This window comes from Streptomyces sp. NPDC046308 (genome assembly GCF_055588065.1).
Genome location: NZ_JBVJFB010000005.1, coordinates 589019 through 603965, shown reverse-complemented (window position 1 = coordinate 603965; position 14947 = coordinate 589019). Strand labels below are relative to the sequence as shown.

Genomic DNA, 14947 nt, shown 5'->3' with positions numbered 1-14947 from the left:
CCCAACGGGTCCCGGCGCGTGGCGCGCCCCAGGGGTCCCGGCGCGTGGCACGCCCCACGGGGCCCCGCGCGGCTCAGGTGGTGGCCGCGAGCGCCACCGTCGCCGCCAGCGTGCCCGTCACCGCCAGGACCAGCCCCGTACCGAAGAACCGGCCCAGCTCGATCCGCGTGCCGTGCCAGCGGCACCGCTCGAACCACAGCAGCGTGGCCAGGGAGGCCCACGGGGTGACCACCGGTCCCACGTTGACCCCTATCAGCTGGGCGAGCAACTGGTGTTGGTTGGCCTCGGGGATGGCCGCCTCGGCCGCCATGTAGGCCGGAAGGTTGTTCAGCGCGTTGGAGAAGCCCGCTCCGACCGCCGCGGACCTCAGCATGCCGAGGAACCCGTTGTCGGACCCCACCGCGGTGGCCAGCATCTCGTGCAGCCCGTGCGCGTTGACGGTCTCCACCACCAGGAACATCCCCGGGACGAGGACGAGGAGCCGCCAGGGGACCAGGGAGAGGCGCAACGTCTCCCGGCTGCGCACCGCGAAGGCCACCACCACGATCAGGGCGGCCGTCATCGAGGCCGACCACAACGGCACGTCGGCGAGGATCGCCAGCAGGAAGCCGGTGCAGGCCACCGCGCACACCCGGAACAGGACCCGGTCCGCGGGGCGCGGCGCCGACGGCGGCTCGTAGCGGAGCTCGCCGCGGCGTCCCGGGCGCCAGTAGAAGCCCCACAGGCAGGCCATCGTGACCGCGATGGCCGCCAGCTGCGGGGCCCACATGGTGGCCGCCATCTCCGCCGGGGACAGCGCCACCCGGTCCGCGGCCAGCAGGTTCGTCAGGTTCGACACGGGCAGCAGCAGGCTCGCCGTATTGGCCAGCCAGACGGTGGTCATCGCCAGCGGTACGGCCGCGATGCCCACCCGGGTCGCCAGCGACAGCATCACCGGGGTGAGCAGCACCGCCGTGGTGTCCAGGTTGAGGGCGGTGGTGGTGACGGACGCGAACAGCACGCACAGCCCGAACAGGAGCGCGTAGTTCCCCCGGCCCGCCCGGGCCACCCAGGTGGCGACCACGTCGAAGACCTGCGCCTTGCCGGTCAGCTCGGCGAGGACGATGACCGTGGCGAGGAACACCAGCAGCGGACCGATGCGCTCCATCACCTCGCCGGCGGGCGCGGCGGGCAGCAGACCCGTGGCGACGCACAGGGCGCCGAGGGTCAGCAGACCGCCGGCCAGCCAGTCCAGTGGATGCAGCCGTTTGAGGAGGGACACGTCGAACAGATTCGCACGTACGCGCGGTTGGCCGTCAGGTGGCCCGGATGGATCCGGACAGGCCCGTTCGGGCGGGGTGACTCCTACCATGGTTCCCATGATGACGGACGGGCAATTCGGCGCTCCCGCAAGAGAGTTCGACTTCTTCATCAGCTATTCGCCGGCCGATGAACCATGGGCCGCATGGATCGCCTGGACCCTGGAGGAAGCCGGGTACCGCACGGTCGTGCAGGCCTGGGACTTCGTACCGGGCACCAACTTCATAGACTTCATGGACCGGGGTGTCAGCGAGTCCCGGGCCGTGATCGCCGTACTGTCCCGCCATTACGAACGCTCCACCTACGGCCGCATGGAATGGCAGGCCGCCCTCCGTGCGTCGCCGGAGTCCCCCGAGAGGCGCCTGCTGACCGTACGCGTCGACGAGATGCCGATCGAGGGACTGCTCGCCACCATCACCTACGTCGACCTCGTGGGCGTGGCCGACGTCGACGCCGCCCGCTCCCTGCTGCTGACCCGCGTCGAACAGGCCGTCGACGGACACGCCCGCCCGGGCCGGCGGCCCGGCTATCCCGGTGGCGGCCCCGCCCCCGTCCGCCACCCCGAGCAGCCCAACCCGGCCCGGCCGCAGCCGAGCGCCCTCGCCGGCCCCGGCTGGGCCGGCCGCCGGCGGCCCGCCCGGGCGCCGCTCTACCCGCAGGCCTCCCCGGCCGACGGCGGCCGGACCCAGGACGCCGTCACCGTCCTGCACCTGGCCGGACCGGACTTCGGGCGCGGCCGCGAACCCGACGCGCTGAGCCGGCAGATCCGCGGCGACCTCATCATGCTCAGGGACGCGGGCGCCCCCGCCCCCGACCTGATGGTGGTGACCGGGGACCTCACCGCCTCCGGCAGCCCGCGCGAATGCGACCAGGCCCTCAGCTTCCTGACCGCCCTGCGGTCCCAGCTCGACCTGTCGCCCCAGCGCGTGATGGTGGTACCGGGCGCCCAGGACGTGAACCAGGCCGCGTCCCAGGCCTACTTCCACACCTGCGAGGCCGACGAGGTCGCGCCCCAGCCGCCGTACTGGCCGAAGTGGCGCCACTACACCCGGCTCTTCCGCGGCCTCTACCAGGGCCTGGACACCGTCTTCGACAGCGATCAGCCCTGGACCCTCTTCCCGGTGCCGGAACTGAGCACGGTCGTCGCCGGCTTCAACTCCTCCATGGCCTACAGCCACCGCCCCGAGGAGCAGTACGGCTTCATCGGCCGCGACCAGGCCGCCTGGTTCGCCGAGGCCATGCGCCGCTACGAGGAAGAGGGTTGGCTGCGCATCGGAGCGCTCCGCCACCCGCTCACCGACGCCCGGCGCCCCGGCGACGCGGTCGGCGGCCCCGGCGGCCTGCGGGACGCCGACACCTTCGCCCGGCTCGCCGCCCCACGGCTGCACCTGCTGCTGCACGGCCCCACCGGCGGCCCGCACACCCTCACCGGGGTCCCCAGCCGCACCCAGCTGCCCGGGGCCGCCGGCGGACTGCCGCTCTTCGGCTCCGCCGCCCCCGCCCGCTTCCAGCTCCTGCGGGTCACCGCGGACGGAGCCACCCGCTGGGACGACCGGATCACGGCCGCGAGCGAGCACTTCCCCGGCGAGTGGAGGCAGACCCGCCGGGTCTTCCCCGTCCCCGAACTGCCCGCCGTCATCACCGTCGAGCCCACCCGGGGCAGGGCCCCGCTGGAGGACCCGGCCGCCGCGCTCATCGAGCGGGTCAAGGAGATCTGCGGGGTGCGCAGGGAGGGCGTACGGCTGCGCGACGTCCCGCGCCGCGAACCGGCCGACATGGCGCAGATCATGGCCACCTGGCAGGAGCGAGAGGACGGAGTCGTCCGCCAACAGCGCATCGCCGTCCATCCCGGCACCCCCACCGAGGACGAGATCGACCGCTTCATCGCCCAGGTACACGCGACCGACACCGGCTCCGAGGCCGTCCTGGTGTACGCGGGCGAAGCGCCGGCGAGCGGCCTGCGTCAGCGGGCGGCCGGCCACGGCGTACGCGTACGGGTGCGCAGCTTCATCGAGTTCCAGGGCCTTCTCGACCTGCGCGGCTACGTCGCCGCACAGACCTCCCGGCTCGCGGCCAGCGAACAGTACCCGCCGGGCCTCTACCTCCCCCAGCGCTACCGCGACGCCGACCGCAGCGACGGCCAGGAACGCGACGGACTGGTCGAGGAACTGCTGGAACTGCTGGAGTCCGACCACGGCCGCTTCGTCCTGCTCCTCGGCGACTTCGGACACGGCAAGACCTTCGCCCTGCGCGAGCTGGCCCGCCGCATCCCCGAACAGCTGCCGCACCTCACCCCGCTGCTGATCCCGCTCAACACCCTCGACCGGGCGCACAGCCTCGAAGGCCTCGTCGCCGCCCACCTCGCGAGCCACGACGTCGACACCATCGACCTGCGGGCCCTGCGCTACATGCTCGCCCAGGGCCGCGTCGTCCTGCTCTTCGACGGTTTCGACGAACTCGTCCACCGGGTCAGCTACGACCGGGCCGCCGACCACCTCCAGGTCCTCCTCGACGCCGCCGTCGACAACGCCAAGATCGTGGTCAGCAGCCGCACCCAGCACTTCAAGTCGCACGCCCAGGTCCTCACCGCGCTCGGCGAGCGCGTCGGCCTGCTGCCGCAGCGCCGCATCCTCTCCGTCGAGGGCTTCACCCCCGCCCAGATCCGCTCCTACCTGGTCCGCGGCTACGGCGACGAGCGCGCGGCCGACCAGCGTTTCCAGCTCCTGCGCAACATCCCCGACCTGCTGATGCTCTGCCGCAACCCCCGGCTGCTCTCCTTCGTCGCCGACCTCAGCCAGGACCAGCTGCGGGCGGTCGCCGGAGCCGGCCGCGCCCTCAGCCCGGCCCGGCTGTACGAGGACGTCTTCACCGCCTGGCTCGGCTACGAGGAGGCGCGCGGCCAGGGCGGCCCCGGCGCCCCGCCCGGACTCACCGTCGACGAGCTGTGGGCCGCGGTGACCGCGCTCGCCTGGCGGCTGTGGGAGAGCGGCCGCAGCGCCCTGCGGCTCGACGAGCTCACCGAAACCGTGGCCACCACCCTCAGCGAGCTCACCGAGTCCCCGCTCACCGCGTCCGAACGGGCCCAGGCCGTCGGCGCGGGCAGCTTGCTGGTGCGCAGCGACGACGGCGTCTTCCAGTTCATCCACGGCTCCGTCGTCGAATGGCTGGTGGCGCGGGAGGCCGCACGCCAGCTCGCCCAGGGCTGGCACACCCTGCTCCACGCCCGCCCGTTCAGCCAGCTCGCCGTCGAGTTCTTCTGCGACCTCGCCGACCACGAACGGTGCGCCCGATGGGTGCGCGACGCCCTCGACGCACCCGGGCGCGCGACCAACGACGCCGCCCGCGCCAACGCCGTACGGATCAGCGACCGGCTCCGGGTGCCCGCCAACGCCGACCTGCGGGGCGCCCGACTGGCCGGTGAGGACCTCTCGCACCGGGACTTCTCCGGCGTCGACCTCGGCGACGCCGATCTGACGGACGCCCGGCTGATCGGCGCCAACCTCTCGGGCGCCCGGCTGCGCGGCACCCGGCTGACCGGCGCCCGCCTGGACCGGGCGGACCTCAGCCACGCCGACCTCACCGGGGCGAACCTGAGCCGGGCCCGGCTGACCCGGGCCGACCTGCGGGGCGCCTCGCTGACCGGCAGCCGCTGGCACCGGGCCGCGCTCATCGACGTGACGATGGACGACACGGTGCGCTCGGCCCCCGAGCTCAGGACCGCCTCGATCGCCCCCGGAATGCCCGTGGACGCGGGGTTCCGGCCGTCGGCGGTCGGGGTCCCGTACGGCTTCGGCATGCGCACCAGCCGCCTGCCCGAGCCCATCGCGTACAGCACCGACGGCGAACTCCTCGCCGTCGGCAGCGAGGACGGCTCCATCCTGGTCTGCGGCGCCGACGACGGCCGGGCCGTCCGCACCCTCCAGGGGCACGAAGGACGCGTGTACGCCGTGAAGTTCCGGCCCGACGTGATCGCCACCGGCGGCTCCGACGGCGCGGTGCGGCTCTGGGACCCGGTGACCGGAGCCTGCCGGCACACCCTGGACGTCCACCCCGACGGGGTCTGGCCGGTCTCGTTCGACGCGGCCGGCACCCTGCTCGCCACCGGCGACCGCGAGGGCCTGGTCACGGTGTGGGACGTGGCCGGCGGCGGGCCCGTGCACCGGCTGCCGGGCCACACCGCGCCCGTCTACACCGCGGTCTACGGCCCGGGCGGGATACTGCTCACCGGCGACGCCACCGCGAAGGTACGCCTCTGGGACCTGGCCACCGGGCGCTGCGTCCGGGAGATCGACGGCCATCAAGGCGCCGTGTACCGCGCCCGGTTCAGCCCGGACGGCACGCTTTTCGCGACCGCCGACCGCGGCGAGGGCGGGAACGGCGGCACCGTGCGGATCTGGCGCACGGCGGACGCACGGCTGCTCCACGAGTTCACCGGACACACCGGCCGCGTGTACGTCCTCGACTTCCACCCCGAGGGGAAGCTCCTCGCCAGCGGCTGCACCGACGGCCAGGTACGTCTCTGGGACCCCGTCGTCGGCACCCCCGCCGGAGTCCTCGAACGGGGCACGGGCGCCGTCTACCAGGTGCTGTTCGGCGACGAGGGCAGGCTCCTCGCCGCCTGCGACAGCAACGGCGCGGTCCGGTTGTGGACGGTCACCGCCGGCCGGCCCCACGGCTACACGATCGCACTCCACCCCCAGCAGCCCACCGAGCACCGGGGCACCGCCTGGGCGTGCGCCTTCCGGCCCGGCGACAGCCAGCTGCTCACCGTCGGCAACGACGGCGGCGCGCAGATCTGGGATTCCGCCACCGGCCAGGGCAAGCGCATCCTGCGCGGCCACGGCCGCCGCATCAGCGGTGTCGCCTTCAGCGCGGACGGCACACAGCTGGCGACCGCCGGCAACGACGGGGTCGTACGGCTCTGGGAGACGCGCACGGGACGGCGTACGGACGAGCTCTCCGGGCGCGGGGACCGGCTGGTCTCGGCGGCGTTCAGCCCCGTCGCGCCCCTCCTGGCCACCGCCAGCAACGACGGCGACATGTACCTGTGGGACCCGGCGGGCGGCGAGTACCTGCGAGAGCTCGACGCCGAGACCGAACACGTCTGGGCGGAGGCCTTCAACGCCGACGGCACCCTGCTCGCCACCGCCAACGACGACGACTCCGTGCGCGTCTGGTTCCGCCCCACCGGTTCCCCCGTCTCGAACCTGACGGGCCACCGGGGCCGGGTCCGCTCCATCGCCTTCCGCTCGGACGCCGACGTCCTGGCCACCGGTTGCGACGACAGCCTCGTACGGGTGTGGGACGCCAGGAGCGGCCGGCTCCTGGAGGAGCTCGGCGGCAGCACCGGGCACGCGGACCGGGTGTACGGCGTCGCGTACGGACCCGGGAGCGCCTGGCTGGCCAGCGCGAGCTGGGACGGCAGCGCCATCGTCTGGCGGGACGGGCGGGCGGGCCCGCGCCTGCGCGGCCGCGGCGGACGGCTGTGGGCCGTGGCCGCCCACCCGGGCCGCCCCCTGCTGGCCGTCGGGGGCGACGACCGGTCGGTCTGCCTGTGGAACGCCGAGACGGGCGAGCACGTCACCGACCTCGTCGGCCACACCGGCCGGGTGCTCTCCCTCGCCTTCTCCCCGGACGGAACGACGCTGGCGAGCGGCGCCGAGGACGGCACCGTACGGCTGTGGAACCTCCCGGCGGACGGGAGCCCGCCGTCACCGCGCGCGACCCTGATGGGCATGGCGGGCGGCTGGGCGGCGCTGACACCGTCCGGCGGCTACAAGTACGAGGGCGATGTGGCCGGCGAGTTCTGGCACGTCGTGGGCATGTCCCGGTTCACCCCGGGGGAGCTCGACGAGTACCTGCCGGGCATCCACCGGCTGCCGCTGGGCGAGGAGTTGTGACGAACGGCCGGAGCAGCGGCCAACCGCCCCGGGCGCCGCCGGTCAGGGCGTCCGGGCGCGGACCGCAGGGGCGGGTCCGGGGCGGCCCGCACCTCGGCGCTCAGATGGCCGGCCGCCTCCGCCGCGAGCGGCCACGCGGCACGCGGATCGTCCACCCGGGACAGCCGTTGCGCGAGCGCGACGAGCTGCCCGGCGACGTTCATCTTCCGGCCCGGCCCGGCCCGGCCCGTGGCCGTTGACGTGCATGACGTTCCTCGTCGCCGGCCCGCCGCGCCACGCGGTGAGGGCCTGTCGGCTATTCGTCGTCACCGATCAGGGCCTCCTGGACCCGGCGGGCGACGGTCAGGATGTCCGCGTCCCCCGGAATCGCGATGGTCACGCTGTCGCCGTTCGCCTTGATCTCGACCGTGACCCCGGCGCTGGAGCGCCCGAAGTGGGTGCGGACGAGCTCCGTCAGCCGCAGGTAGGTGTCGGGTCCCTGGAGCAGGCTGATGGTGGCCGTGAGGGCCGAGATGCCCACGACGGTGAACTCGGCCGCGCTGCCCCGGCCCCCCGGCCGGATGGCCAGCCCCTCGGCGACCAGCAGATCGGCGATGTCCGACGGCATGGAGACGGCAAGCATGAGGTGGTCCTCCCGGTGGTTTCAGTACGCCTGGAACGAGGCCCAGATGATGGGGTGGGGATCGCGGATCTCCTCGCCGTCGAGGTCTTCCCCGCGCACCGAGAACACCTTCCACTCGGTGAGCATCCGCAGCTGCAACCGCCGCAGCAGGTCCGCGTGGTCACCGGTCCGCTGCCCGTCGAGCATCCCCCGGACGAGGAGGTCCTCGAAGGCCTCGGTGAAGGAGGCGTCGCGGATGTCGAGCGAGGTGGCGATGACCTCGTCGGCGCCGGAGTGGATGACGCCCGCCGCGAGCCCCATGCCCTCGCCGCCGAGGGCCGACGCGTTGGAGCTGGAACAGCACGACAGGATCACCCGCGTGGGCATCGGCAGGAAGGGCGTGCCGTCGTCGAAGGCCCCGAAGAGCTCGCCCGACTGTACGTACGTCTCCTCGGCCAGGGGCAGGGCCGACCAGGCCGGGTCACTGTCGTGGACGCCGTGACCGCGGTAGAAGAAGACCCCGTGGGTCGAGGGGCCGATCTCGTGCAGGGCCGCGAGCAGCGCGTCCTTCGTCCCGGGGCCGTCGGGTCCGGAGACGGTCAGGAGCGCGGCGGCCCCGTGCACCACGGAGTCCGCCCTCCGCTCGCGCAGCGAACCGTCCGGGTTGTCGCAGGCCAGCAGGAACGGCACGGGCGCGCCGGGCGGCAGCCGCAGGTCGCGGGACGCGCGCCTGAGCTGGGTCGGCGTGGAGGTCCACATCCGCAGGACCGCCTTCTCGATCAGCCGCTCCTCCGTGCCGGGGACCATCGTGATCGCCCAGGGCACACAGGTGAGTTCGCGGGCCGCGGAGATCGTGAGCCGGAGCGGTTCGTCCGCGCCGGACCGCTGCAGCGCGTCGACGAGCGGCGGCGGCAGGAGCTGCCCGATCGTGCGGGTGATGATCTGCTCCTCGGCCGAGCGCCAGCTCCTGAGCTGGGTGAAGGGCTCGTAGAAGTCCCCGGGGCCGCGCTTGTACGGGAACAGGCTCCAGGTCTTGCGTTCGGAGGACTGGGAGTGCCCGGCCAGGCCCAGCAGGACCGGCTTGATCCGGTCGAACTCCCGCAGGTCCTGCATACCGAACCCGGCGGGCCGCCCGTCCCGGGCGAGGAACCAGAAGAGGAGACCGTCCTCGATGTGGGTCGCCCAGAAGACGCCCTCGGGCAGCGCGTCGTCCAGGGGCCGGGCCGTGAGGCGCCGCGCCTCCTTCAGCGGCAGCGCGGTGCGGTAGTGGGGCAGGAGGCGGGCCTCGCCCTGGTAGGAGACGGGCTCCGGGAAGTGCAGGAGCGTTGAGTTCAGGGCGTCCTGGTACGCGGTGAAGACGGCCCGGGACACGACCAGGTCCTTGCCGCCGGCCGTGCCGGGCTCGCCCTCCGCGGCGGGGGCGGGCGCCACCGTCGTTCCCATGCCGCCGACGCCCCCGCCGTCGGTGTCCTCCGTCCCGTCGTCCGCGAGGCCCGTACGGGTCTCGAGCCCGCTCTCGGCGAGCTTCTCGTCGTCGTCGATCTCGACCTCGGCGCCGAGCAGCGACTGGAGCCGGCACGACTCGATCAGCTCGGCGACCGTCCGTTCGTCTCCCAGGGCCACCGCCGAGACGAGGGCGGCGCGCCGGGTGGGCCCGAAGTTCTTCCAAAGGGAAAGCCGTTGGGTGTGCGAACACGTCCGGTACCGCTGCGCGTCCAGCTTCGCCCAGGCGGACAGGGCCAGGGCGAGACCCTCCTCGTACCGCTCCAGCGAGGTCCAGATGCCCGCGGCGGCCTGTTCCAGCTCCCCGACCAGCCAGTCGTCGGCCCGGTCCGCGGCGAGCCGGGCGAGGGCGGTGGTGAGGAGGCCGAGGGCGCGTTCCGGCTGCGCGTCGGCGGCGAGGCGCTCCGCGAGGCAGGAGACGAGGAAGGTGTAGGGGATGATCCCCAGCTCGCGCACCCGCTCGATGCCCTCGGCCGCGTGCGCGTCGAGCAGGGGCGCCGGGTCCAGGATCCGCGCCGCGATCCGGTGGAAGGCGGCGGACGGGCGGTGCGTCGCGCCCTGGAGGACCTCCAGGCCGTCCAGGGCGGCGGCGTGGTCTCCCCTTTTCATCATGAGGACGACCATCTGGGCGTACGTGCGCCGCTTGTGGCGGGGCGCGCCCCAGTGGAGGGCGGCGCCGATGAAGCACTCGGACGCGGTCGACCAGTCCGCGCAGCGCACGTACTCGCGCCCCAGCAGTTCGTAGAGCCGGGCGAGATGGCGGTCCCTGGGCGGCAGTTCGCCCCGTTCCCAGGGTCGGTCGGTCGTCCTGATCAGCATCGCGCGCACCCAGGAGTGCCCGGCGTTCCCCGGCTCCTCGGCGTCCGCGATGCTCAGCCCGCCGAGGAAGCCGTCGAGTTCGAGCAGCTCGCGGTGGCGACGGGCCGGCAGGCCCTCGGGCCGCGCCAGACAGGCGTCGATGCGCGACGCCGTCCACCGGGTGCCGCGGGTGGAGAGCGCGCCCCGCAGCGGGAGTCTCCGGTCCCGGGCCATGCGCCCCGCCAGGACGAGAGCGCGGTCGTACGCCGTGAACCTCATGTGCTCCCCCGCGTGCCCGCCCATTGAGAGCAGCCATGGTGCCGCGCCCGAACAACCGATACCAGGAAAACGGAATAGTCATACGAATGAGACTGCGGAGGCTCGACGCCGAGGGTCGCGGGCCCTGCCTCCAAGGGGTCGGAACGTCGTGATCCGGCAGCCCGTAGGCGACTATCGGCCTGGTCCGGACCGATGGCAGGGGGGATGCCGCCGTACGCCGTATGGCGCGGGCGACTCGCGCTAGTGTGCGTACGTGAGCTCTCATGTCGTCATCGGTTTTGGACCTGCCGGCGCGGCCACCGCACGGCTTCTGGCCGAACAGGGCCATTCCGTAAGGGTGGTCACGAAGTCGGGCAGACAACCGGAACCCGGAATCCAGCACTTCGCGTTCGACGCGACCGACAGCGCGCGGCTGACCGAGACCGCGCGGGGCGCCGCCGCGATCCACCACTGCGCCGCGCCTCCCTACCACCACTGGGCCCGCGCCTGGCCGCCCCTGGCCTCGTCGGTCCTGACCGCTGCCGAGGCGACCGGGGCCGTCCTGGTGCTGCTGGGCAACCTCTACGGCTACGGCCCGGTGGACGGTCCCCTCACCGAGGAACTGCCGCTCGCGGCCACCGGCACCAAGGGGCGGGTGCGCGCCGCCGTGTGGGAGCAGGCACGGGCGCTGCACGAGCAGGGCCGCATCAGGGCGGTCGAGGTTCGGGCCTCGGACTTCTTCGGGCCCGGCGTGACCGACGGCGGTCATCTGGCCGGGCGGGTCCTGCCCCCGCTGCTGCGGGGCAGGCCGGTCTCCACCCTCGGGGACCCGGACGCGCCGCACAGCTGGACCTACCTCCCCGACGTGGCCAGGACCCTGGTCGAGGTCGCGGGGGAGGAGCGGGCCTGGGGGCGGCCGTGGCACGTTCCGACCGAGCCCGCGCTGTCGGTCCGGGAGATGGTCGACAGGCTGGCCGCCCAGGCGGGTACGGGGCCGGTCGCGGTGCGCCGGATCCCGCCGGCCGCCCTGGGCCTGGCCTCGCTCTTCTCCCCGCTGATCCGCGAACTGAAGGAGGTCCGCTACCAGTTCGACCGCCCGTTCACCGTCGACACGCACGCGTACGAGGCGGCGTTCGGGGGACGGGCCACGCCCCTCGACGAACAGGTCAAGGAGACCGTGGACTGGTGGCGCGAGCGCCTGGCGGCCACCGGGTGACCACTGCGACAGGGACGGATCCCACCGTCGACCCGAGGCGCGGGGCGCGGGGCGACATAGCCGTCGTGGGAATGGCGTGCAGGTTCCCCGGAGCGCGCGACGTGAACCAGTACTGGCGGCTCCTGACGGCCCCCCGGCCCCAGTTCTCCGCCGTCCCGGACTCGCGCTGGCGCACCGCCGCCTTCCTGGGCGACAACGCCCGTGACCCCTCGTCGGCCTACACGGACACCATGGCGCTGCTCCCCGACGTGGGCCACTTCGACGCCGCGCACTACGGCATCCCGCCGCGGCGGGCCCGGGCGATGGACCCCCAGCACCGGCTGCTCATCGACCTCGCCCGCGAGGCGATCCAGGACGCGGGGTGGGAGGCCGACGGCTTCGACCGCGAGGAGACGTCGGTGATCACCGCGCTCACCGAGAGCGGTTACCGCGAGCTCAGCACCCTGCAGATCCGGATGCGCCAGCTGGCCGGCGGTGAGTTCGGGGCGCGGGCGGCCGACCTGCGGTGGCCGGAGACCGTCCGCGCGGTCGACGCGCTGCACGGCACGTCCGTGGCCGGTCTGCTGCTCAACATGGGGCCCAACACGATCAGTTCGGTCTTCGACCTGCACGGCGAGAGCTATGCGCTGGACTCGGCGTGCTCCGGTGGCCTCATGGCCGTGGCCAACGCCGTGCACGCCCTGCGCGCGGGCCGGTCCCGCATCGCACTCGCCGGCGGCGCCCAGCTGATCCTCGCCCCCGACCTGCTGATCGGGCTGTGCCGGATCGGCGCCCTCTCCCGCAGCGGCAGGTGCCTGCCCTTCGGCGCGGGGGCCGACGGCTTCGTCCTGGGAGAGGGAGCCGGTGTCCTGGTGCTGCGGCCCCTGGCCGACGCGCGGGCGGCCGGCGACCGGGTCTACGCGGTGCTCCGCGGTGTGGGAACGGCCAACGACGGGACCGTGCAGGGCGGCATGTACCCCCGTGCGGCCGGCCAGCTCCGGGCCCTGCGGCGGGCGTACCGGGACGCGGACCTGCCCCCCGACGCGGTGGGCTACCTGGAGGCCCACGGCACCGGGACCACGGTCGGCGACCCCGTCGAGCTCGGCGTCCTGCGTGAACTGCGCGGCGAGGGGGCCGCGCCCGCCTACCTCGGGGCGGTGAAGGCGGTGGTCGGCCACTCGCTCAACTCCGCGGGAATGGCCGGGCTCATCAAGTCCGTTCTGGCCGTGCAGCGGGGGGTGATACCGCCCCAGCCGGAGTTCGACCCGGCCGACCGCGCCGCGCTGGACGCGGCACGGCTGACCGTGCCCACGGCGCCGACCCCGTGGCCGGACGACGGCCGGCCGCGCCGGGCGGGGGTGAGCGCCTTCGGCTTCGGCGGCACGGGCGTGCACATGGTGGTCGAGGAGTGCGCCCCGCCGGCCCGTCCCTCGAGCGCCGAGGGGCCGCACCGGCTGGTCCTCAGCGCCCGCGACCAGGCCGGGCTGGCCCGCTACGCCCGGGATCTGGCGCGGACGATCACCGAGGACCGGCCGCCGCTCGACGCGGTGGCGGACACCCTGGCCCGCCGCGCCCCCCTCACGGAACACCTCGTCCTCGTGGCGCGGGACGCCGCCGACGCCGTGGCCCGGCTGACCGCCGCGGCCGTGTCCGTCGAGGCGGGCGGCGCCGCGGGCTCCGACGCGGGAGAGGCCGTACCGGAGCCCCGTACGGGGACGGAGCGCAGGCCTGTGTGCACCCTGCCGCCGAGTCCGCTCGCCCCGCGCCGGCACTGGGTCGTGGACGACTCGGCGCGCGACCTGCCCGACCCCGCCGCACCGGTGGAGCGGCCCGGGGAGGAGCCCGCGCGCTCGCCGTGGCCCGAGGGCGGAGTCGGCCTCGCCCCGCCCGCGCCGGCCGGGTCCGCCGCCGCCGTCGTGCTCGAAGAGGTGTCGCGCACCGGTGTCTTCCCGCTCTCCGACGTGAGCGAGCGGATGACGCTGGTGACCGATCTCGGCTTCGACTCCCTGATGCTCCAGGAGCTGGAGGTCAACATCGCCAAGCGCGTACCGGGCTTCCGCACCGAGGAGCTCTTCGCTCCCGGACTCACCGTCGGCCGGCTGATCACGCTGGTCGATCCGGACCGCGCCGAGCCGGCGCCCCCCGCGCGGCCCTCGCCCCGCCAGACACCGCCGCAGTGGGCTGCCGCAACGGCGAGCGTCGACGACTTCCCCGAGGTGGGCCGCTTCGAGCAGCGCCTGGGCGCGGTCGCCGACAGCGGTGCGCAGTACCCGTACTTCCGCGTCCACGAGGGCAACGTCCGCGACACCACGGTGATCGGAGGGCGTGCGTACCTGTCCTTCGGAAGCTACAACTACCTGGGGCTCTCCGGACATCCCGCGGTCGACGAGGCCGCGCACCGTGCGGTCGACCGGTACGGCACCTCGGTCTCCGCGAGCCGGGTGCTGTCGGGCGAACGGGAGTTGACGGTCCGGTTGGAGCGGGCGCTGGCGGAGTTCCTCGGTGTCGGGGACTGCCTGACGCTGGTGAGCGGCCACGCCACCAACGTCACCGCGATCGGGCACCTCGTCGGCGCTCAGGACCTGGTGGTGCACGACGCGCTCGCCCACGACAGCATCCTCCAGGGCTGCGCCCTGTCCGGGGCGGCGCGCCGCCCGTTCGCCCACAACGACATCGGGCAGCTGGAACACATGCTGCGGCTCAACCGGTCCCGCTTCCGGCGGGTGCTGATCGCCGTCGAGGGCGCCTACAGCATGGACGGCGACCTCGTCGACCTGCCCGCCGTGATCGCGCTGAAGAAGCGTTACGGCGCCCTGCTGATGGTGGACGAGGCGCACAGCATCGGCACGGTCGGCGAACACGGCCGGGGGGTGGGGGAGTTCTTCGACGTCGAGCGGTCCGATGTGGACCTGTGGATGGGCACCCTCTCCAAGGCCTTCGCGAGCTGCGGCGGCTACCTCGGCGGCTCCGCCCGGATGGTGCGCTGGCTGCGCCACACGCTCCCGGGCTTCGTCTACAGCGTCGGCCTCACCCCGGCCAACGCGGCCGCGGCGCTGGCCGCCACCGAGCTGATCGCGGCGGAGCCGCACCGGGTCCGGGCGCTGCGCGAGAACGCCCGGCTCTTCCTCGGCCTGGCCGCCTCGGCCGGTCTGGCCACGGGCTCCAGCGCCGACACCCCGATCGTGCCGTGCGTCCTCGGTGACTCGGCGCGGACCCTGCGGGTCGCGGGCGCTCTGTTCGACCGGGGGATCATCGCGGATCCGATCGTGCACCCCGCCGTGGAGGACGGGCTGTCGAGGCTGCGGTTCTTCCTCACCAGCGAACACCGCGAGGAGGACATCCGGCGGGCCGTCTCGCTCCTCGCCGAGGAGGTGGCCGTCACCGGGCACTGAG

The 14947-nt window shown here is 74.0% G+C and carries 6 protein-coding genes; 3 read left to right on the top strand and 3 right to left on the bottom strand.

The window, feature by feature from the left end:
* Nucleotides 1-73: 73 nt before the first annotated feature.
* Nucleotides 74-1261: an ArsB/NhaD family transporter gene (locus ACZ6JT_RS23400; RefSeq protein WP_469212493.1), complete on the bottom strand. Its 1188-nt coding sequence runs from the start codon at nucleotides 1259-1261 to the stop codon at nucleotides 74-76.
* Nucleotides 1262-1361: 100 nt separating this feature from the next.
* Here ACZ6JT_RS23400 and ACZ6JT_RS23395 point away from each other — a divergent pair, with 100 nt between their 5' ends.
* Nucleotides 1362-7199, top strand: coding sequence for a WD40 domain-containing protein (locus ACZ6JT_RS23395; protein ID WP_469212578.1), 5838 nt, complete (start codon nucleotides 1362-1364; stop codon nucleotides 7197-7199).
* 295 nt (nucleotides 7200-7494) lie between these two features.
* Here the strand turns inward: ACZ6JT_RS23395 and ACZ6JT_RS23390 are convergent, their stop codons facing one another.
* Complete coding sequence (locus ACZ6JT_RS23390) at nucleotides 7495-7821, bottom strand: hypothetical protein (RefSeq protein WP_469212492.1); 327 nt, start codon at nucleotides 7819-7821, stop codon at nucleotides 7495-7497.
* 21 nt (nucleotides 7822-7842) lie between these two features.
* Nucleotides 7843-10380 (bottom strand): CHAT domain-containing protein, encoded by a 2538-nt coding sequence (locus ACZ6JT_RS23385; RefSeq protein ID WP_469212490.1) that lies wholly within the window; start codon nucleotides 10378-10380, stop codon nucleotides 7843-7845.
* A 253-nt stretch (nucleotides 10381-10633) separates the two neighbouring features.
* Here ACZ6JT_RS23385 and ACZ6JT_RS23380 point away from each other — a divergent pair, with 253 nt between their 5' ends.
* Together ACZ6JT_RS23380 and ACZ6JT_RS23375 are read left to right on the top strand one after the other, a co-directional pair.
* A complete protein-coding gene (locus ACZ6JT_RS23380; RefSeq protein ID WP_469212488.1) occupies nucleotides 10634-11575 on the top strand; it encodes an NAD-dependent epimerase/dehydratase family protein in 942 nt (313 codons plus the stop codon).
* A gap of 71 nt (nucleotides 11576-11646) precedes the next feature.
* On the top strand, nucleotides 11647-14946 hold the full coding sequence (locus tag ACZ6JT_RS23375) for an aminotransferase class I/II-fold pyridoxal phosphate-dependent enzyme (RefSeq protein WP_469212577.1): 3300 nt from the start codon (nucleotides 11647-11649) through the stop codon (nucleotides 14944-14946).
* The last annotated feature ends 1 nt before the right edge of the window (nucleotide 14947 follow it).